The following is a 19,710-nucleotide window of genomic DNA, read 5'->3' on the forward strand; positions in this document are numbered from 1 at the left end:
CGCGGCCTTTCCATCGAAGCAACGGGCGTCTCTGGGTCACCCGCCTTCGCGGGTGACGACAGTGGAGGACTAAACCTTCACAGGCCCCAGTTCATCGAAATGCCCGCGCCGCTGCAGCCAGGCGAGCAGGATCAGGCTCGGGATCGCGACCAGCACGCAGATCACAAAGAACGTTTGCCAGCCGACGGCCTTGGCCACATAGCCCGCGCCCGACGACAGATAGGTGCGGCCGACCGCCGCGAGCGCCGTGAGCAATGCGTACTGGGTCGCGGTGTGCAGCGGATTGCGGCACAGCGCCGAAAGGTAGGCGACGAATATCACGGTGCCGATCGCGCTGGTGAAATTCTCCGCCGTGATCGCAAGCGCGAGCGCCCATTGATCGACGCCGACATGCGCGAGCCAGGAGAACGAGAGGTTGGCGACCGCCTGCAGCACGCCGCCGATCCAAAGGCTGGTTGCGAGCGAATAGCGCCGCGCCACGAAGCCGCCGGCAAAGCCGCCGATCAAGGTCGCCGCAAGGCCGACGCCCTTCACGATCGCGGCGTAATCGACCTTGGAAAAACCGATGTCGATCACGAACGGCGCAGTCATGGTGCCGGAAAACGCGTCGGTGAACTTGAACAGCACCACAAAGGCGAGCGCCGCCAATGCGTCCTTGCGGCTGAGGAACTCGGAGAATGCGCCGAGCGCCGCGTGCAAGACGCGTTCGGCGGCGGTCTGCGCATGCGTGGCCGCCTCCGCGCCTTTCGATTGCGCCGGCTCGGTCGCAGCCAGCGCCGTGACGATGCCGATCACGACCAGCGCGGCCATCACCACATAGCCCCACATCCACGCCGACGGTCGCGCGACGCCGGCGGTTTCGAAACCGCTGACGATGAACAGCGCGCCAGCGGTGGAGACCAGCATGCCGATGCGATAGGCCGCGACGTAAGACGCCATGCCGGCGGCCTGCTCGCTTTCAGGCAGGCTTTCGACGCGGAAGGCATCGACCACGATGTCCTGGGTCGAAGAGGCGGTTGCGACCAGCAGCGCGGCGAAGGCCGCGAACCATGGCGATCGCGCCGGATCGGCCATTGCCAGCACCAGGATCGTCGCGATCAGCAGCAGCTGCGAGAGCAACAGCCAGCCGCGGCGGCGACCGAAGACCTGCGTGAACAGCGGCACGTGCAGCGCGTCGACCAGCGGCGCCCAGAGGAACTTCAGCGTGTACGGCGTGCCGATCAGCGCGAGCAGCCCGATGGTGCCGAGATCGACCCCGGCCTCCTTCATCCAAACCTGCAGCGTCGAGCCCGATAGTGCCAGCGGCAGGCCGGAGGAGAAGCCGAGCAGCAACACGATGAGGACGCGCGGCTGCAAATACACCGCGAAGCTGTCGCGCCAGGAGGTGGCGGCAGGAGGAGCGGGAGGCTTGGCGGACGCGTCTGACAAGGCTTCAGGTGCGGTCATGGACCCGGTGTTACCAGATTCGAGCCACTAGGAGGGTGTCATCGCCCGGCTTGACCGGGCGATCCAGTATCCCAGAGGCCTATCCGCCGCCACCGGCGATCTCCGGGTAAAGATCAATCCAGTCCGGATTGTCCTTCTCAATTAGGGAGATTTTCCATCCACGCGGCCATTTCTTCAGCCGCTTCTCGCGCTTGATCGCGTTCTCAGGATCATCGAATTGCTCGAAATAGACGAGCTTCACCACATCATATTTCTCTGTGAAACTGTCGATGAGTTTCAATCTGTGCTCGCCGACACGGCGAATGAGATCATTTGTCACACCAATGTAGAGCGTGCCGCCGATGCGGCTGGCGAGGATGTAGACGTAGTAGCTGCGTGCCCCCAACTGTGGCCTCTGGAATACTGGATCGCCCGGTCAAGCCGGGCGATGACACCGACTATGAGGTGAAATCAGGGGCCATACTACTCCCCCGCCTGCAGCTTGCGCGGGGCGGGGAACAGCTCGGGCGTCGCTCCCTTGACGAAGCGGGGGACTTCGATCGGGGTCTCGGACTTGCTGAAGTCGAGCTCCTCGATGCGGCCGGCGCGCTTCTCGATCTTGTCGGCGGAGATCAGGATCTGCCTGACGTCCTCGTTGACCTGGCCGAAGTGATTTTGCAGCTTGAGTACGCGCTCGCGCAGGCGGCCGAGATCGTCGCCGAGATGCATCACCTCGTTGCGGATCTGGTCGGCGGCGTCGCGGATGCGGGCGTCCTTCAGTATCTGCTGCATCACCTGGATCGCCAGCATCAAGAGCGAGGGCGACACCAGCACGACGCGGGCGCGATAGGCCTTCTGGACCACGTCGTCGAAGCCGTCATGGATTTCGGCATAGACCGATTCCGACGGCACGAACATCAGCGCGGTGTCCTGGGTCTCACCCGGGATCAGGTACTTCTCCGCGATGTCGCTGACATGCTTCAGCACGTCGGCGCGCAGCCGCTGGCTGGCGAATTTGCGTTCCTCGTCGCTGCGCGCATCGTGCAGCGCGGTCATGGCTTCGAGCGGGAACTTCGCGTCGATGCAAAGCGGGCGCTGGTCGGGCAGGAACACGACGCAGTCCGGCCGCTTGCCCGTGGTCAGCGTGTGCTGGAACTCGTACGAGCCCTTCGGCATGCCGTCCTGGACGATCGCCTCCATCCGCGCCTGGCCGAAGGCGCCGCGCGATTGCTTGTTGGCGAGCACGTCGCGCAGCGTCGTGACCTGGGTGGTGAGCTCGTTCAGGTTCTTGTGCGCGTGATCGATGATGCCGAGCCGCTCATGCAGCACGCGCAGTGAATCCATCGTGTTGCGCGTGGTCTGTTCCATCGACTGGCCGACCCGGTGGGTCACTGAATCCAGCCTTTCGTTGACGGCACGGGCCATCTCGGCCTGGCGGCCGGCCAATGCCTGCCCCATCGCATCGACCCGTCCTGAGGCCTCGCTCTGGGCTCGCAGCATGTCGGCAAGCCGCTCCTCCAGCTCGTCGGCGCGAATGGCCTGCGCCATCGCGAGTTCCGCGCCGCGCCGGCTGGCGCGCGCGATCACCACGGCGATGGCGAACAGCAGGATCAGCGCCAGCGCGCCAAGGCCGATCAAAGCGTCGGAGACACGGACCGGAAGGTCGCCAATCGTGAGGAGAATCTCGTTCATGCCAGCAGTTGTATCCGATTCGGCATCGTCATCGAACGAAAAGGGAACATTTGTGGTAAACACTCCCTTAAATTTCCTGGTTAGCGTTGCGTGAAGAAACGTGGTTAAGGCTGCCTTAACCGGTTCCTGAGCGCATTGACCCCATGAAGTCAGCAGCTTAAATCGCCGCCATGGCATTACGAGAAATCATCATCCTGCCGGACAAGCAGTTGCGTCTGGTGTCGAAACCGATCGAGAAGGTGACGCCGGAGATCCGCAAGCTCGCCGACGACATGCTCGAGACCATGTATGACGCGCCGGGCATTGGGCTCGCGGCGATCCAGGTCGCGCAGCCGCTGCGGCTGATCACCATGGACCTCGCCAAGCGCGACGAGAACGGCGAGACCACGCCGCAGCCGCGGGTGTTCATCAATCCGGAGATCATCTCGCATTCGGAGGAGCTGTCGGTCTACGAAGAGGGCTGCCTGTCGATCCCCGAATATTACGAGGAGGTCGAGCGCCCGGCGCGGGTCCGCCTGCGCTTCACCGACCTCGACGGCAAGCTGCACGAGGAAGATGCCGAGGGGCTCTATGCCACCTGCATCCAGCACGAGATCGACCATCTCAACGGCGTGCTGTTCGTGGACTATCTGTCGAAGCTGAAGCGCGACCGCGTCTTCAAGAAATTCGAGAAGGCCGCCAAGCGCGCGGCGGAGTGAGTGTGGTGTGAATAGCGTTTCCGCTTGCGCGGTATGCCCTCTCCCCCTTGTGGGGCAGAGCTGGAGAGGGGGGTAGCCGCAAGCACCGCCGTTGCTGCTACCCCCCTCCCTAACCCTCCCCCACACGGGGAGAGGGAACGAAGCGAGTGCTGTTGATGCCTCTCCGTCTGATCTTCATGGGCACGCCCGATTTCGCGGTGCCGACGCTGCTGGAACTGGTGGCCCATGGCCATGAGGTCGTGGCCGTGTACACCCGCGCGCCGAAGCCGGGCGGGCGGCGCGGCCTGCAGTTGCAGCCGACGCCGGTCGAGCAGGAGGCGCGCCGCCTCGGCATTCCCGTGCTGACGCCGAAGACGCTGAAGACGCCGGAGGCGCTCGAGGAATTTCGCGCGCATGACGCGGATGCCGCCGTCGTGGTCGCCTATGGCATGATCCTGCCGCAAGCCATCCTCGATGCACCCAGGCTCGGCTGCTTCAACCTGCATGCTTCGCTATTGCCGCGCTGGCGCGGCGCCGCGCCGATCAACCGCGCCATCATGGCGGGCGACGCCGAAAGCGGCGTGATGGTGATGAAGATGGATGTCGGCCTCGACACCGGCGACGTCGCGATGGCCGAGCGGCTGTCGATCTCGGACAGCATGACGGCATCCGACCTGCACGACGCGCTGGCGCCGCTCGGCGCCGATTTGATGGTGCGCGCGATGGGCGCGCTGCAGCGTGGCGGGTTGCAGCTGACGAAGCAGAGCGAAGACGGCGTCACCTACGCCGCCAAGATCGAGAAGGCCGAGGCGCGGATCGACTGGAAGCAGCCGGCGCATGCGGTGCTGCGGCACATTCACGGGCTTTCGCCGTTCCCCGGCGCCTGGTGCGAGCTCTCAGGCGAGGGCGAGCCGGTGCGGCTGAAAATCCTGCGCTGCGAACTGGCGAAAGGTGCGGGCGAACCGGGCGACGTGCTCGACGACAATCTTGCGATCGTCTGCGGCGATGGCGCAATCCGGATCCTCGAATTGCAGCGCGCCGGCAAGGCGCCGATGAAGGCGGCGGATTTTCTGCGCGGCACGCCGCTGAAGCCGCCGGCGCGGCTCGCCTGATGCCGCGCTACAAGCTCACCATCGAATATGACGGCACGCCGTTTTCCGGCTGGCAGATCCAGGACAATGCACCGACCGTGCAGGGCGCGCTGGAGACGGCGGTCAAGGCGATCTGCGGCGAGTACGTGCGCGTCCATGGCGCAGGGCGTACCGATGCCGGCGTGCATGCGCGCGGCCAGGTCGCGCATTGCGACATCGCCAAGCATTTTCCGCCCGGCCGTTTCCGCGACGGGCTGAACGCGCATCTGCGGCCCAATCCGATCGGCGTGCTCGCAGCTGACATCGTGCCCGACGATTTCGAGGCGCGCTTCTCGGCGATCAAGCGGCACTATCTCTATCGCATCACCAACACCCGCGCGAACCTCGCGCTCGACGTCAGTCGCGTCTGGCGCGTGCCGCGCGCGCTCGATGCTGACGCGATGCACAGCGCCGCGCAACGGCTGCTCGGCAAGCACGATTTCACCACCTTCCGCGACACCGAGTGCCAGGCGAAGTCGCCGGAGAAGACGCTCGATCAGCTCGACGTCAAGCGCGAGGGCGATGCGATCAACATCGTGACGTCGGCGCGCTCGTTCCTGCACAGCCAGGTGCGCTCGATGGTCGGCTCGCTGGTCTGGGTCGGCGAGGGCCGCTGGAGCGCGGACGATCTCTTTGGCGCGCTGGCCGCCCGCAACCGTGCCGCCTGCGGCCCCGTCGCGCCGCCTGAGGGGCTATATCTGGTGCGGGTGGACTACTAGCGGCCCCAATCCCTACTGTGCATGGGGTTGTTTTCGATGTTCTTGTCCAGCCGAGCGGCTGGATCACGCGAAATACCTGTCCAGCACGCCCCGATAGATCCGCGTCAGCTTCTCCAGATCGGCCACCGGCGTGCGCTCGTCGATCTGGTGCATGGTCTGGCCGACCAGGCCGAATTCGATCACCGGGCAATAGCTCGAGATGAAGCGCGCATCCGAGGTGCCGCCGGAGGTGGACAGCTCCGGCTTGCGGCCGGTGACCTCCTCGATCGCGGCGACCGCGAGGTCGGTGAACGGCCCGGGCTGGGTGACGAACACGTTGGAGTTCGACGGTTGCCAGTCGATATGGGCGCGGATGCGGTTGCCGCAGGCCTTCGCCAGTCGCGCGTCGACCAGCTGCCGAAGGCTCTCCTGGGTGTGGTTGTCGTTGTAGCGGATGTTGAACTTCGCCCGCGCCTGGCCGGGGATCACATTGCCCGCGGTGTTGCCGACATCGACCGTGGTGAATTCGAGGTTGCTGGCCTGGAATTGCGCGCTGCCGTGATCGAGCGGCTCGTCGCTCAGCGCGACGATCAACCGCGAGATATCAGGCACCGGGTTCGAGGCGCGGTGCGGATAGGCGACGTGGCCCTGCACGCCATCGACGATGAGCGTACCGGATTGCGAGCCGCGCCGGCCGATCTTGATCATGTCGCCGAGCACCTCGACATTGGAGGGCTCGCCGAGCACGCAATGATCGAATTTTTCGCCGCGCTCGGCGCACCATTTCAACAGCTTGACGGTGCCGTTGATCGAGACGTCTTCCTCGTCGCCGGTGATCAGGAAGGAGATCGAGCCGTTTGCCTTGCCGGCATGATCCTGCAGATATTGCAGCACCGCGGCGACGCTGCAGGCGATGCCGCCCTTCATGTCGACGGCGCCGCGGCCGTAGAGATAGCCATCCTTGACCTCGCCGGAGAACGCACCGAGCGTCCACGCCGCTTCATCGCCGGGCGGCACCACGTCGGTGTGGCCGGCGAAGGTGATGTGCGGCGCCGAAGAGCCGATGCGGGCATAGAGGTTGTCGACATCGGCGGTGCCGGGCTCGGAGAAGGTCACGCGATGGACCTCGAAGCCCGCGGTTTTCAACAAATTTTCCAGAACGCCAAGCGCGCCGGCGTCGGCCGGGGTGACGGAGGGACAGCGAACCAGATCGCGGGCAATCGAGACAGCATCACTCATGCGCCTCGCTTAACACGTCGCACCGCGGGTGGACCAGCTTTGTGCGGCATCATTCGAGCTCGCTCTGCCGATCCCAGCCCTGCCTGGAGCGCGACCCACTGTCGCGGTCGCCACGTCTCCGCACATGAATTTTTCCAAGCGGATTGGGACCATAGCGATTGGGGTAGCGAGTGCCAGGCAGAAAGGCGAGCGCGATGAAGCCCCAGAGATAGAGCACGGAGACGACCGCGCCCGCGGCCATCACCCAGTAGGAATCATTGGCGTCAGATGGAATTTGGTTCGATCAGTCCCGCAGCAGCTCGTTGATGCTGGTCTTGGCGCGGGTACGCTCGTCGACGCGCTTGACGATCACGGCGCAGGCGGTGGCAGGGCCCGGCTGGCCGTTCTTCAGCGGCTTGGCCGGCAGGGTGCCGGGAACGACGACGGCATATTCCGGGACCTCGCCGACGAAGATTTCGCCGGTCTCGCGGTCGACGATCTTGGTGGAGGCGCCGAGGAACACGCCCATCGACAGCACCGCGCCCTTGCGCACGATCACGCCTTCGGCGACCTCGCTGCGCGCGCCGATGAAGCAGTCGTCCTCGACGATCACGGGCTCGGCCTGCAGCGGCTCGAGCACGCCGCCGATGCCGACGCCGCCGGAGATGTGCACGCGCTTGCCGATCTGGGCGCAGGAGCCGACCGTCGACCAGGTGTCGATCATGGTGGCTTCATCGACATAGGCGCCGAGATTGACGAAGGAGGGCATCAGCACGACGTTGCGGGCGATGAAGGCGGAGCGGCGCACGATCGCGCCCGGCACGGCGCGGAAGCCGGCGTCGCGGAAGCGGTTCTCGCCCCAGCCCTCGAACTTCGAGGGCACCTTGTCCCACCACGATGCCGTGCCCGGGCCGCCCGCGATCTGTCCCATGTCGTTGAGGCGGAACGAGAGCAGCACCGCCTTCTTCAGCCACTGATTGACCTTCCACTTGCCGCTGGCCTCGCGCTCGGCGACGCGGGCCTCGCCCTTGTCGAGCAGCTCCAGCGCGTGGTCGACAGCCTCGCGGACCTCGCCCTTGGTCGAGGTCGAAATGCCTTCGCGGGCGTCGAACGCGGTGTTGACGGTGGTTTCGAGGGCGGACAGCGACATCGGGACAATCCTTGGGCGTATCGGGGATATGACGGGAATTTTGCAGGGCTTTTTCGGAATTTGGGGCCATGGAGTCAAGGCAAACCCCACCGTCGTCCCGGCTCCCGTGCGCAATTGCGCACCAGGCCGGGACGACACCCGTTGAGAGACTATGGCTTCCGATCGAGCCGCTGCAAGAACCCGGTGAGATCGTCCGTGACGTGGTCGACATAAGCGGCGTCGCGGCCTTCGAGCTCCCAGGTCTCGCGCACCACCTCCTGGCTGCCGTCGGGCACGACCAGCACGGTGGTCATGCCGAGTTCATGCGGCACCACCAAATTGCGCGCGAGGTCCTCGAACATCGCAGCCTTCGCCGGGTCGACGTCGTGGAGCCTGAGGAACTTCTGATAGGTCTGCGGCGCAGGTTTCGGCTCGAGATCGGCGGCGATGATGTCGAACACGCCGTCGAAATGGTGGCCGATGCCGAGCCGGCCCAGCACCGCATCGACATGGTCGACCGAGCCGTTGGTCAGGATCAGCTTGCGCCCCGGCAGCTTGGCGATCGCAGCGCCCATCGCCGGATTCGGCTGCAGCGGCGAGTGGTCGATCTTGTGCACATAGGCGAGATAGTCGTCCGCCTGCACGCCATGCTCGGTCATCATGCCGCGCATGGTGGTGCCGTAGCGCAGGTAATAGTCCTTCTGCAGCCGCCGTGCCTCCTCGGGCGAGATCTTCAGCCAGTTGCCGACGAACTCGCCGATCCGCGCATCGACCTGCTGCCACAGATTGACGTGATGCGGGTACAGCGTGTTGTCGAGGTCGAACACCCAGGTCTCGACATGGCCGAAGCTGCGGGGAGTTTTAGTCATGGCTCTCTCAACGCGTCGTCCCGGCGCAGGACGGACCCATACGCCGCGGCGGTAATCGGGGCCGGGGTGCGCGTTGCCTTTCGTTTTGGGGTTATCGCCGGTGAACAACACGTGGCGTAGTGGTTATGGGTCCCGGCCTGCGCCGGGACGACATCGATATTTGCAGCGTGAGCATCTTCATCACGGCATCGCAAAGCGCAGCGTCTTGCCGCCGCTGGTCATGTCGACGGTGGTGAAGCCGAGCGCGGTGAGGCCGCGGGTGGCGCAGTCGCCCTGCTCGTTGACCTCGAACTTGCTTTCGCGGGTGCAGAGCTGGACCGCGCCGCCCCAGTTCAGCGGCTTGTCCTTGACGCGGATGGCGCGGTTGTCGCCGTCGACGGCCTCCGCGAAGGAATAGATCTGCTTCGGCGTGCCCGACACGTCGGGATGCAGGCACTTGCCGGGGTCGATCCGATACCAGCCGCGGCTGGTCACCATCTTGCCGTCGTCGGTCGCAACCGCGGCCATCACCTTGTGCGGCGTGTCGTTGCACCAGGTCAGCCCCGTCGGCGAGGGCTTCTGCACGGCATCGACCATGGTGGCGAAGAAGTTCGGCGACTGTACGATGTCGCTGCCGAGCCCGCGGCTCCTGAGGAATGCCGACAGCGCGCTCTGGGTCTTCGGCCCGTCGACGCCGTCGATCGGCGCCGCATCGTAGCCCGCGATCACCAAGAGGCGCTGGATGCCGGCGAGCCGCGCCTGCTCGTCGTCATACTCGCTGTCTTCGGCGAGATAGGCAACGAGGTTGCCGTCATCGGTCTGCGTCGGCGTGATCTGGGTGAACTGGGCCGGTGTCTGGCCGGAGCGGCATTGGCGCGCGGCGGCGATCACGAAATTGTCCTGCGCGACGCAGAGCGTGTCGGTGCCGTTCTGCGGGATCGGCGACGCGCCGTAGACGCCGAGGGCGCGGGCATTGAGCAGCACGCGGTCCGCGGTGAGCGCGCCCTGCACCACGACCCGGCAGGTCGCGGGATCGATCCGGAACCAGCCGCGGGTCGCCGTCGCGGCCTTGTCGTCGATGCCGATCGCGGCCTCGATCACATAGCTCATGCGATTGCACAGCTTGAGATCGGCATGCGCCGGCGCCGCTGAGAACAGGAACGACACCAGCGCGGCCGGCAGCGACATCGCGAGCCGCGCCGGCGGCGTTCGGCGAGCTATCCTCGCCGCGCGTCCCGCGATGACGACCTCGTCCGCCATTACTTATGGATCAGCGTGCCGGTGCCCTGGTTGGTGAAGAGCTCGAGCAGCACGGCGTGCTGCGTCTTGCCGTCGATGATGACGACGCCCTGCACGCCCTGTTCGAGCGCATAGATGCAGGTCTCGACCTTCGGGATCATGCCGCCGGAGATCGTGCCGTCGGCGATCAGCTTGCGGGCTTCCTTGATCGACAGGTCCGGAATCAGCTTCTTGGACTTGTCGAGCACGCCGGGCACGTCGGTCAGCAGCAGCAGGCGCTTGGCTTTCAGCGCGCCCGCGATCGCGCCGGCAAAGGTGTCGGCGTTGACGTTCAGCGTCAGGCCGTCCTGCGAGGTCGCCAGCGGCGCCAGCACCGGGATCAGCTCATAGCCGATCAGCTGATTGAGTAGCGTGAGATCGACCTTCTCGGGGTCGCCGACGAAGCCGAGATCGACCGCCTTCTCGATGTTGGAATCGGGATCGACCATGGTGCGCGTCGTCTTCGACGCCTTCACCATGTTGCCGTCCTTGCCGGAGAGGCCGACGGCCTTGCCGCCGGCTTCGTTGATGTAGCCGACGATCTGCTTGTTGACCGAGCCCGCCAGCACCATCTCGACGATCTCGATGGTCGCGGCATCGGTGATGCGCAGGCCGGCCGCGAATTCCGACTGGATGCCGAGGCGCTTCAGCATGGTCGCGATCTGCGGCCCGCCGCCGTGCACGACCACCGGATTGATCGCAGTCTGCTCGAGCAGCACGATGTCGCGCGCGAACGCCTTGGCGGTGTCCTCGGCGCCCATGGCATGGCCGCCATATTTGATGACGATGGTTTCCTCGTCATATTCCTGCATGTGCGGCAGCGCCTCGGACAGGATCCGGGCCTGATCGAGCGGGCTGATGTGCTGGTCGGTCATGGAGCTGGTCTCACGTCAGCGGAGGGACGGGCGCGGTTCTATCTGATTGCCGGGCAGGGCGCAAAGCGGGAGAGGTATTCCGGGCGACGGATCAACGCTTCGGCCACATGGCCGAAACCGCCAGCACCAGCCAGCTCAGGATCAGCAGCGTTCCGCCTGATGGAGCCGCCATCGGAAACAGGCCATGGCCGCCATATTGGCGCAGCACCAGGTCGCCCGCGAACAATGACGCCGCGATGACGAAGCCTGCCGCCGCCACGATGCCGAGCTTTGCATGGATGATCGCGCGCTCCGCGACCGCAATGGTCGCGATGGTGGCGGTGGCATGGAACAGCAGCATCGAGGATGCCGCCGCCAGCCGCGATGCGTCCGGCAGATGGGCCGCGGCCGCCGCCAATATCACGCCGCACGCGCCCATGATGGCGGCAAGGCCGATCAGGAGACGGGATGCGCCGTTCATCGGCGCCGCTCCTCGATCAGGCGCACCATGGCGGCACGCAGCTCCGGCATGCCGTCGCCGGTGCGCGACGAGGTCACCAGCACTTCGGGGAACGCGGCGGGATGTTTTGCGAGCGTCGCGATGGTTTCGGCGGTGACGGTCTTGAGTTCGCCGGCCTTGACCTGGTCGGCCTTGGTCAGCACGACCTGGTAGCTGACCGCGGACTTGTCCAGCGTCTTCAGCACGTCGAGATCAACGTCCTTGATGCCGTGGCGGGCGTCGATCAACACATAGACCCGCGCCAGCGTCGCGCGCCCGAGCAGGAATTTGTGGATCAGCGCCGTCCATGACGCCACCTTGGTCTTTGGCGCCGAGGCGTAGCCGTAACCGGGCATGTCGACGAGACGAATGTCCGCGTTTTCCGGGCCCTCGAAGAAGATCAGTTCCTGGGTGCGGCCCGGCGTATGCGAGGTGCGAGCTAGCGCATTGCGGCCGGTCAGCGCGTTGATCAGGCTCGACTTGCCGACATTGGAGCGGCCGGCAAAGGCGACCTCGAGGCCGGCCATCGGCGGCAGCGTCTCGATCGAGGGCGAGGCCCAGATGAAGCGCCAGTCGCCGGCGAACAGCTTTCGCCCCTGCTCGATCAGCTCCGCATCAGGTTCGGCGGTCATGCGAAGGATCCCATTTTATCGTGGCCAGGCGAAAGCCCCGGGCGCAGCTTTGGCGTAAGACGACCCGGCCATCCCCGTCAACGTTTTGCCGGCCGCCAAATATGTCGATGCCCGGCACGAGGCCGGGCATGACGCAGTGATAGAGCGGGCGCAGGAAGCTACGTCGCCTTCTTTGTCTCAGTCGTCACGCTTTTTTTTTGAAACGTCGACTTCAGATTGTCGAATAACTCCACCTTGACGCCGTTCTTGCGCATGATGAAGCTCTGCTGCAGCACGGAGAGCGTGTTGTTCCAGGCCCAGTAGATCACGAGACCCGCCGGGAAGCCGGCCAGCATGAAGGTGAAGATCAGCGGCATCCAGTCGAAGATCATCTTCTGGGTCGGATCCGGCGGCGCCGGGTTGAGCTTCATCTGCACCCACATCGTGATGCCCATGATGATCGGCCAGATGCCCATCACCAGATAGGCGCCGAAATGCGGTCCGAGCAGCGCGATCGGATCGAACGGGATCAGCCCGAACAGCGTGAACAGATTGGTCGGATCGGGCGCGGAGAGGTCCTTGATCCAGCCGAAGAACGGCGCGTGCCGCATTTCGATGGTGATGAACAGCACCTTGTAGAGCGAGAAGAACACCGGGATCTGCAAGGCGACGGGAAGACAACCGGCGATCGGGTTGATCTTCTCCTTCTTGTAGATCTCCATCATCTCCTGCTGCTGCTTCACGCGGTCGTCAGGATAGCGTTCCTTCAGCGCGGCCAGCTGCGGCTGCACCGACTTCATCTTCGCCATCGAGGCGTAGGACTTGTTGGCGAGCGGGAAGAACAGCAGCTTCACGATCACGGTCACGAGCAGGATAGCGATGCCGAAATTGCCGACCAGGCGATAGAACCAGTCGAGCGCCAGGAACATCGGCTTGGTGATGAAGTAGAAGTGGCCCCAGTCGATCAGAAGATCGAAATGGTTGAGGCCGAGCTGCTTGTTGTAGCCGCCGAAGCCGACCAGCGGGAAATTGAGGCCGACCGTGGCGGCCTCCTTCGCGCCGGCGAACAGCCGCGCGTTGGCAACGCCGGTGCCGCCGATCGGAATGGTCTGCGCGCCGAGCATGTAGTCGGCCTGGTAGCGCTTGTCGCCGGTGGTGAAGCGGGCGGTGTCCAGCGTCGCATTGGTTTCCGGCAGCAGCGCGGTGGCCCAGTATTTGTCGGTGATGCCGAGCCAGCCGTCGGTGACCTTCGAGAACACGATGCCGCGCGAGTTTCCGCCGGTCGGGGTCTTGGCCTCGTCGAGGTTCTTGTAGGTGAATTGCTGCAGGCCCTGTTCGCCGAGATAGCCGATCGGGCCTTCGTGCAGGATCGCGTAGCCGGAGACCGGCGGCTTGCCGCCGCGCGAGATCAGGCCGAACGGATACAGCGTCACCGGCGCGCTGCCGAGATTGTTGACCTCATCCTTGATGCTGATGAGGTAGCGATCGTCGATCGAGATGGTGCGACGGAAGGTCAGGCCCTGGCCGTTGTCATATTTCAGCGTCACCGGGGTACTTGGCGACAGGCTGTTCGAACCCTCCTGCTGCCAGACGGTTTCGGCGTTCGGTGTCTTCACCGACGAGCCGTTGGCGGTCAGCCACAGGAACTCGGCATAATATGGCTCGGCGGTGCCCGACGGCGACAGCAGCACGACGGCCGGAGATGTGGGGTCGACCGTCTCGCGGAACTGGACCAGCGCCAGATCGTCGATCCGGGCGCCCTTCAGCGCGATGCTGCCGATGATGCGCGGGCTCTCGATCTTGATGCGCGGGCCGGCCGCGAGCACCGTCTCGCGGCTCGCCACTGGAGCGTCGGCAGCGGGCACCGCGGCTGTCGGTGACGGCGTCGCGGAGCTTCCGGGAGCGGCGCCGGGAGCAGCACCAGGGGTCGCCTGCGGTGCCGGCTTCAACGGCTCGGCCTGGCGCTGCGCCTCGCGCTGCTTCTCCATCTGCGGCACGTTATAGAAATATTGCCAGGCGATCAGGACGAGGCCCGACAGAATGACGGCGATGATCGTATTGCGGTTGTCGGACATCTCTTAAGGTCTCGTCATTCCATTCGGATTGGGAGCGCTCTTGTTACCCGCCTTGTTGGTACCCGTCCTGGGCGCGGGCCGGTCGAGGCGGCGCAGCGCCGACCGCAGGTCGTCAATCATGGTCGCAAAGTCGCGGGTCAGCGTGTCACGACGGCCGACTAGCACATAATCATGGTGCGGCCGCATGAATACGGCATCGACCCGTCTTATCACTTCGCGAAGCCGGCGGCGGATGCGATTGCGCTCGGTCGCGGTGCCGTTCTTCTTGGTGACGGTATAGCCGACGCGGATCGGGCCCTGATCGTCGCGACGGCGGCCCTGCAGCACAAAAGCTCCGGTATTCGCCCGTGCGCCATTGGCAACGGCGAGGAAATCCGCCCGCTGCCTCAGCCGATCCATAATGGGTATCTCCGGAGAGGAGACGTCCGGGCTCAGGCGCTCAGGCGCTTGCGGCCACGCGCGCGGCGCGCAGCGAGGACCTTTCGGCCGCCGGCCGTGGCGAGACGGGCGCGGAAGCCGTGACGGCGCTTGCGCACCAGTTTGCTGGGTTGATAAGTCCGCTTCACGGGTAATTCTCCGCTGACCGGGCAATTTGCCGTTGTATTGAGATGGAGTCCGATGATGCTGGCAGGCCCAAGCGAGCCGATTACGGCCCCAAATGAGCCGCCCCCGGTCAAGAACCGGGCCATCGCGGACAGTTGGCGCGGCTTATAAGGGAGCGCCCTGTTTTCGTCAATGTCACAGGGCGTCGCAAAGAGGCTTCTTTGAAACGTCGCAATTGGGGCGAATATAACTGTTTTCACGGGGTTTTTGACGGTGAGGAGCGCTTTGGGGCGTTCGGGGAACCGCCGACATTAGCGATCCGTAATTTGACCGGCTTGGGGGCCGGACCGCATCTTCCGACCCCCAAGCCAAACAAGGCCTTATCTTGTGGCTCTAACTGACGATCAGGCGACTGCGCAGAAGCAGCGGCCCAAGCCGCCCCTTCGGCTCGGGCTGTCCGGCAAGCTGTTGCTGCTGACGATCCCCCTGGTGATGATCGCCGGGCTCCTGATCTACGTGCCGGCCATCGCCAACTTCCGGATGAACCGGCTCAATGACCGCCTGGCCGCCGCCAACACCGCGGCGCTGGTGCTCGATGCCGCCCCCTCCGGCCTGGTGCCGGATTCGCTGGCGCGGCAGATCCTGACCAGCATCGGCGCCCGCGCCGTCGCCATCAAGCTCGGGCAGCAGCGCCGCCTGCTCGCCAGCGCCGACCTGCCAGCCGCGATCGACCATGATGTCGACATGCGGGCCATGACGGTGTGGTCGGCGATCGTCGATGCCTTCGAGATCATGCTCGAACACGGCGACCAGACCATCCGCGTGGTCGGACCCGCGCCGGGCCAGGCGCAATTCATCGAGGTCGTGATCGACGAGAAGCCGCTGCGGCAGGCGATGTACCGCTTCTCGCGCAACGTTCTGGTCGTCGCGCTCCTGATCGCCGGCCTGACCGCCGGCCTAGTCTACCTGGCGCTGCATTATCTGTTCGTGCGCCCGATGCGGCGGCTGACCGCTAGCCTGGTCGGCTTCCACGAGAATCCGGAGAGTTCGGCGCGAATCATCGTGCCCAGCCAGCGCGGCGACGAGATCGGCGTTGCCGAGCGCGAGCTGTCGGACATGCAGCGCGACCTCGTCTCGATGCTGCATCAGAAGAGCCGGCTTGCCGCGCTCGGGCTCGCCGTCTCCAAGATCAATCACGATCTGCGCAACCTGCTGGCGTCCTCGCAACTGCTGTCGGACCAGCTCGCCAGCGTGCCCGATCCGCGGGTGCAGCGCTTCGCGCCGAAGCTGCTGCGCTCGTTGGAGCGCGCCATCGCCTTCTGCCAGTCGACATTGTCCTATGGCCGCGCGCAGGAGGCGGCGCCCGACCGCCGTGTGATCATGGTGGAGCCTGCGGTTGCCGAGGTGCGCGAGTCTGCCGGGCTTGCAACCGATGTCTCGATCACCTGGATCAGCGCGATCGAGCGCGGCCTCACCATCGACGCCGATCCGGACCAGCTGTTCCGCGTGCTGCTCAATTTGGTGCGCAACGCGACCCAAGCCCTGGAAACCCGGCAGGACAGCGATGGCGGTGCCCAGCAGATCCGCATCACCGGCCGCCGCGAGGGGACGGTTGCGATCATCGAGGTCTCCGACACCGGCCCCGGCGTTCCGGCCAAGGCGCGCGAGCATCTGTTCGAGGCGTTCCAGACCTCGGGCCGTCCCGGCGGCAGCGGGCTCGGCCTTGCGATCGCCGCCGAGCTGATCCGCGCCCATGGCGGCCATATCCATCTGGTCGAGGGCACCATCGGCGCCACCTTCCGGATCTCGATCCCGGATCGCCCGGTGGAACTGCTGTCGGTCCGCAGCGAGCGGGCGAGGGCCTGAGGCTGTCCCGGTATTCCGGGGCGGCTGAAACCGCCGCCGAAATTGGCGTTTCCAGAGCTTGCCAACTGGACCGGGAGCCTGTAGCTAGAGCGCTCTTTCGCGACGTTCCGGGGCTCCCGGAGCCGTGCGGGCTTAAGCCTGACCCGCGAAAATGCGCCCGTAGCTCAGCTGGATAGAGCATCAGACTACGAATCTGAGGGTCGGACGTTCGAATCGTTCCGGGCGCGCCATTCGCCTTTGTTTTCATTGAAGTTTCGCGTCGCATGCCGCGCTGGTCGAAGCGACAGCTACGCCATTGATCGCCAACGTCGGGCTTGGCGCGACGATCAAATGCTTGTGCGGCGCAATATACTTTATTGCAATGCAGCAAAATGCAAATACGTGTGCTGCTCGAGTCCTTATCGAGGAGCCTTCAAGTGATCAAGATCTCTCTCTCCATCATAGCCGCTACCCTTGCGATCGCGAGCGCGACGGTCGCATCCGCTGCGGAGCGTCCGACTTTCGAAGCCGCGGGCCTGCCGATCTCGCCGGTGCAGGCTGGTGTGCTTGGCGGCGCCAACGTCCACGAGCAGGCGCCGGTAGCCGCGACGTCGGCCACTCCACATCAGCTCAATGTTCTGACGCCGCGAAGCAAGATCACGACCGCGCGGGCTTCCGTCCGGACGGACCGCTCGTTGCACTGACTGTCATAACCGGTCCGCCGCCAGAAAGCCCGCGACAACGTCGCGGGCTTTCTCATATGCGAGCTTGCGAAACGCTGCAGACGTCGCCGGCGCGGGTGATGGTGCGGGGCACTGCCCCGTAAAAACCCTGCTTGCGCTCGTCGGACCGTTGAGAAAAAATAAGGTCTTTCAGCCTATAAGCGGCAGAACGTCTTTATTTATTTTGTCTGTCCATTTGAACCGGCGGGTCATCCGTCATGTCGAGCGAGATCTCAAACGCCGTCTTGTTAGCGGCGATATTTCTGGGGGTCATCTACGGCAGTCGCATCCTCGAAAAGAGGTGGCCCATTGCCGATGTTTCCCGCGCCGAGTTTCGCGATGATTGGCTAGCCGTTATCGTAAGCGTCGGGTTGGAGCACATGCTGGCCCCGATCGCGGCGATCAGCGCGGGTGCAATAGCGAGCTACGCCGGGGTCGGTTGGATCAAGCTGCCGACCGAAGGTTACTGGTGGTACGCCTCCCTCGCAATCGTCGTGGTGGCGCTCGATCTCTACAAATACACATTCCATCGCCTCCAACATGCGATCCCCTTTCTTTGGGCGATGCACTCGTTCCACCACAGCGCGAACGGCATTACCTTCATTACCGGCGCCCGGCATTTCTGGTTGGAGAGGGTGCTGTCTGACGCCTTTCTTCCTATTCTGGCGATCCTGTTTCGGATCCCGCCGGATATGGCCATTGCCGCGGGATTTATCTTCTTCGTCCCCGATGCGTGTGCGCATCTCAACGTCCGCATCCCGCTCGGTCGGTTTGTGACTTGGATCAACAATCCGCAATGGCACCGGATTCATCATTCGATCCATCCCGAGCATCGGGACAAGAATTTTGCTGCCTTCCTTCCACTCCTGGACATTCTGTTCGGCACGGCGTGGGTGCCAAAGCCGGACGAGTATCCTGCGACAGGACTTGTGCCTGCTGAACGGGTGGACATCATCAATAGCGTGATCTGGCCGATCCGGCATCTTCGGCATGGAGAGTCAAAGAATGAACTGGGTTAAAGGTCTGTTGCTGTTCTTTGCCTTGCTCCTGGGGTACGCCGACCTCGTGTCGACGAATGTGATTTTGACTCTCGGCTTGGGCGAGTTGAACCCGTTCATGCATCTGGCCCAGACATGGTTCGGCGCATGGTGGCTGGTCCCCAAGCTCGGTCTCACGTTTGTCCTGACGTGGTTACTTTGGCGCAGCAACAACGTCTACAACATCGCTCTCGTCGTCGCCTTCTGCTGTACGCCCGTCCTGAATAATCTCGTCATCATCGCGGGTACGAACTGAGCCGGCCACTTCGTCTCGTTGCCGGAACCGGCGAAGCGCTCGTCCGTCGCATCTTGCTGCAAGCACAATCAAACAGAACCGCGCGCGGCGCGGGAAGATCCACTCGCTCAGGCAGCACGATGATGACAGCGAAATCCGCCGGCGTTGCTCGCCCCGGCGTTGCGGTGGTATGGTTCGGGCATTTTAGAACAATAAGAGCTTTTCCATGGGTAATATTGACGGGGTGCAACCTTGTGCGCCCGGCTTGGTTTCAGTGCTGGCCGCACGCGCGTTCCCTCACCGATATTCTGAAGCCGCAGAAGCCAAGAGCCTCTGGATCGTCATCGCCACGCTCACCGGAGTTGCCGCCGCCGGGCTCGTTCTGTCGGGACTTCGGGTCTCATTTAACCCTGCGATCGTCGTCGGCTTCCTGGCATTGGTCGGCCTCAATGTGGTCTACACCAGGATCAGGCCCAACAGACGCATCGCGTCATTTGCCCTCACCTCCGCGCAGCTGGTTGCGTTCACCAATGTCGGAACTGTTCTCAGCTATCTTGCTGCGTCCGCCGGATTTCCTCTGGTCGACAACGCTCTCGCGGCGACCGATTCCGCGATCGGCTTTGATTGGCTCGCATACTTCAACTGGGTGAAACTGGCGCATCCCAACATCGGCTGGTCGCTCGATATCATCTACGATACGCTCTTCATTCAGTTCGGCATCCTGCTGGTCGTGCTGAACACAATTGGAAAGCTCGAAAGGGCAAGACAACTCACCTGGCTCTTCGTGCTCACGCTGCTGATGATCCTACCGCTGTCGATGCTGCTGCCCGCGGAGGGAGCCTGGGCGCATTACGGTGTGTCGCATTTGACAAGCGCCTATTACCTTGCTGACTTCTATGCGATCCGCGACGGATCCATGAGAGTCATCGATCTGTCCAGGATCAACGGCATCATTCAATTTCCTTCGTTCCATGCAGCGCTTGCACTGATCCTCATCCTGTCGAGTCGGGGCACTTTACTGTTCGCCGTCTTTCTCCCGCTCAACGTTCTCATCATCGTATCAGCGCTGACCGCCGGCGGTCACCATCTGAGCGATATTGTAGTCGGGCTGTCCACCGTGCCCGCGGCCATGCTCGTGTTGCGAGCCCGAAAACTATCGTTCTAGAGCATGATCCGGAAAAGTGCGAAGCGGTT

21 protein-coding genes and 1 tRNA gene are annotated in these 19,710 nt (G+C 64.1%); 9 read left to right on the forward strand and 13 right to left on the reverse strand.

Annotation, left to right across the window (positions count from 1 at the left end; all coding sequences use genetic code 11):
* Window positions 1-69 precede the first annotated feature (69 nt).
* From HAP47_RS04025 to HAP47_RS04035, 3 genes are all read right to left on the reverse strand, one after another.
* A complete protein-coding gene (locus HAP47_RS04025) occupies window positions 70-1,446 on the reverse strand; it encodes an AmpG family muropeptide MFS transporter (protein WP_173639339.1) in 1,377 nt (458 codons plus the stop codon).
* Window positions 1,447-1,525: 79 nt separating this feature from the next.
* Window positions 1,526-1,831: a GIY-YIG nuclease family protein gene (locus HAP47_RS04030; protein ID WP_173639338.1), complete on the reverse strand. Its 306-nt coding sequence runs from the start codon at window positions 1,829-1,831 to the stop codon at window positions 1,526-1,528.
* Window positions 1,832-1,908: 77 nt separating this feature from the next.
* Window positions 1,909-3,117: a DNA recombination protein RmuC gene (locus HAP47_RS04035; RefSeq protein WP_173639337.1), complete on the reverse strand. Its 1,209-nt coding sequence runs from the start codon at window positions 3,115-3,117 to the stop codon at window positions 1,909-1,911.
* Window positions 3,118-3,287: 170 nt separating this feature from the next.
* Here HAP47_RS04035 and def point away from each other — a divergent pair, with 170 nt between their 5' ends.
* The 3 genes from def (at window position 3,288) to truA (ending at window position 5,643) form a co-directional block, all read left to right on the forward strand.
* Complete coding sequence (gene def / locus HAP47_RS04040) at window positions 3,288-3,815, forward strand: peptide deformylase (RefSeq protein ID WP_076864526.1); 528 nt, start codon at window positions 3,288-3,290, stop codon at window positions 3,813-3,815.
* Between the two features lie 155 nt (window positions 3,816-3,970).
* Window positions 3,971-4,906, forward strand: a complete 936-nt coding sequence (gene fmt / locus HAP47_RS04045) for a methionyl-tRNA formyltransferase (protein ID WP_173639336.1) — start codon at window positions 3,971-3,973, stop codon at window positions 4,904-4,906.
* Window positions 4,906-5,643, forward strand: a complete 738-nt coding sequence (truA, locus tag HAP47_RS04050; protein ID WP_173639335.1) for a tRNA pseudouridine(38-40) synthase TruA — start codon at window positions 4,906-4,908, stop codon at window positions 5,641-5,643. Before fmt ends, truA begins: the two co-directional genes overlap by 1 nt.
* Before the next feature lie 63 nt (window positions 5,644-5,706).
* Here the strand turns inward: truA and dapE are convergent, their stop codons facing one another.
* The 10 genes from dapE to rpmH form a co-directional block, all read right to left on the reverse strand.
* Window positions 5,707-6,861 carry a succinyl-diaminopimelate desuccinylase gene (dapE, locus tag HAP47_RS04055; protein ID WP_173639334.1) on the reverse strand — a complete coding sequence of 385 codons (1,155 nt, stop codon included), beginning with the start codon at window positions 6,859-6,861 and terminating at the stop codon, window positions 5,707-5,709.
* A gap of 283 nt (window positions 6,862-7,144) precedes the next feature.
* Window positions 7,145-7,990, reverse strand: a complete 846-nt coding sequence (dapD, locus tag HAP47_RS04060; RefSeq protein WP_173639333.1) for a 2,3,4,5-tetrahydropyridine-2,6-dicarboxylate N-succinyltransferase — start codon at window positions 7,988-7,990, stop codon at window positions 7,145-7,147.
* Between the two features lie 149 nt (window positions 7,991-8,139).
* Window positions 8,140-8,838, reverse strand: a complete 699-nt coding sequence (locus HAP47_RS04065; protein ID WP_173639332.1) for a pyrimidine 5'-nucleotidase — start codon at window positions 8,836-8,838, stop codon at window positions 8,140-8,142.
* 180 nt (window positions 8,839-9,018) lie between these two features.
* Entirely contained in the window at window positions 9,019-10,005 is a 987-nt protein-coding gene (locus HAP47_RS04070; protein WP_173640673.1) for a DUF1036 domain-containing protein, read from the reverse strand.
* Between the two features lie 71 nt (window positions 10,006-10,076).
* Complete coding sequence (gene argB / locus HAP47_RS04075) at window positions 10,077-10,970, reverse strand: acetylglutamate kinase (protein ID WP_092122647.1); 894 nt, start codon at window positions 10,968-10,970, stop codon at window positions 10,077-10,079.
* A gap of 91 nt (window positions 10,971-11,061) precedes the next feature.
* Entirely contained in the window at window positions 11,062-11,430 is a 369-nt protein-coding gene (locus HAP47_RS04080) for a DUF423 domain-containing protein (protein WP_173639331.1), read from the reverse strand.
* Window positions 11,427-12,080, reverse strand: a complete 654-nt coding sequence (gene yihA, locus HAP47_RS04085) for a ribosome biogenesis GTP-binding protein YihA/YsxC (RefSeq protein WP_173639330.1) — start codon at window positions 12,078-12,080, stop codon at window positions 11,427-11,429. The genes HAP47_RS04080 and yihA overlap by 4 nt, the downstream gene beginning before the upstream one ends.
* 158 nt (window positions 12,081-12,238) lie before the next feature.
* Complete coding sequence (gene yidC / locus HAP47_RS04090) at window positions 12,239-14,134, reverse strand: membrane protein insertase YidC (RefSeq protein WP_173639329.1); 1,896 nt, start codon at window positions 14,132-14,134, stop codon at window positions 12,239-12,241.
* 3 nt (window positions 14,135-14,137) lie between these two features.
* Window positions 14,138-14,533, reverse strand: coding sequence for a ribonuclease P protein component (gene rnpA, locus HAP47_RS04095; RefSeq protein ID WP_173639328.1), 396 nt, complete (start codon window positions 14,531-14,533; stop codon window positions 14,138-14,140).
* A gap of 32 nt (window positions 14,534-14,565) precedes the next feature.
* Entirely contained in the window at window positions 14,566-14,700 is a 135-nt protein-coding gene (gene rpmH / locus HAP47_RS04100; protein WP_008542748.1) for a 50S ribosomal protein L34, read from the reverse strand.
* Window positions 14,701-15,064: 364 nt separating this feature from the next.
* On the opposite strand from rpmH, the gene HAP47_RS04105 reads away from it, so the two are divergent.
* From HAP47_RS04105 to HAP47_RS04130, 6 genes are all read left to right on the forward strand, one after another.
* Window positions 15,065-16,543, forward strand: a complete 1,479-nt coding sequence (locus tag HAP47_RS04105) for a sensor histidine kinase (protein ID WP_173639327.1) — start codon at window positions 15,065-15,067, stop codon at window positions 16,541-16,543.
* Window positions 16,544-16,696: 153 nt separating this feature from the next.
* Window positions 16,697-16,773 (forward strand) — tRNA-Arg (locus HAP47_RS04110).
* A gap of 186 nt (window positions 16,774-16,959) precedes the next feature.
* Window positions 16,960-17,226 carry a hypothetical protein gene (locus tag HAP47_RS04115; RefSeq protein ID WP_173639326.1) on the forward strand — a complete coding sequence of 89 codons (267 nt, stop codon included), beginning with the start codon at window positions 16,960-16,962 and terminating at the stop codon, window positions 17,224-17,226.
* Window positions 17,227-17,462: 236 nt separating this feature from the next.
* The gene (locus tag HAP47_RS04120; RefSeq protein ID WP_173639325.1) at window positions 17,463-18,263 is read left to right on the forward strand and encodes a sterol desaturase family protein; all 801 of its coding nucleotides are present in this window, start codon (window positions 17,463-17,465) and stop codon (window positions 18,261-18,263) included.
* The gene (locus HAP47_RS04125; RefSeq protein ID WP_231168740.1) at window positions 18,250-18,537 is read left to right on the forward strand and encodes a DUF5658 family protein; all 288 of its coding nucleotides are present in this window, start codon (window positions 18,250-18,252) and stop codon (window positions 18,535-18,537) included. Before HAP47_RS04120 ends, HAP47_RS04125 begins: the two co-directional genes overlap by 14 nt.
* A 205-nt stretch (window positions 18,538-18,742) precedes the next feature.
* Window positions 18,743-19,681, forward strand: a complete 939-nt coding sequence (locus tag HAP47_RS04130; protein WP_173639324.1) for a phosphatase PAP2 family protein — start codon at window positions 18,743-18,745, stop codon at window positions 19,679-19,681.
* Window positions 19,682-19,710 lie beyond the last annotated feature (29 nt).

This window comes from Bradyrhizobium sp. 41S5, from assembly GCF_011516665.3.
GTDB classification, from domain to species: Bacteria; Pseudomonadota; Alphaproteobacteria; order Rhizobiales; family Xanthobacteraceae; genus Bradyrhizobium; species Bradyrhizobium quebecense.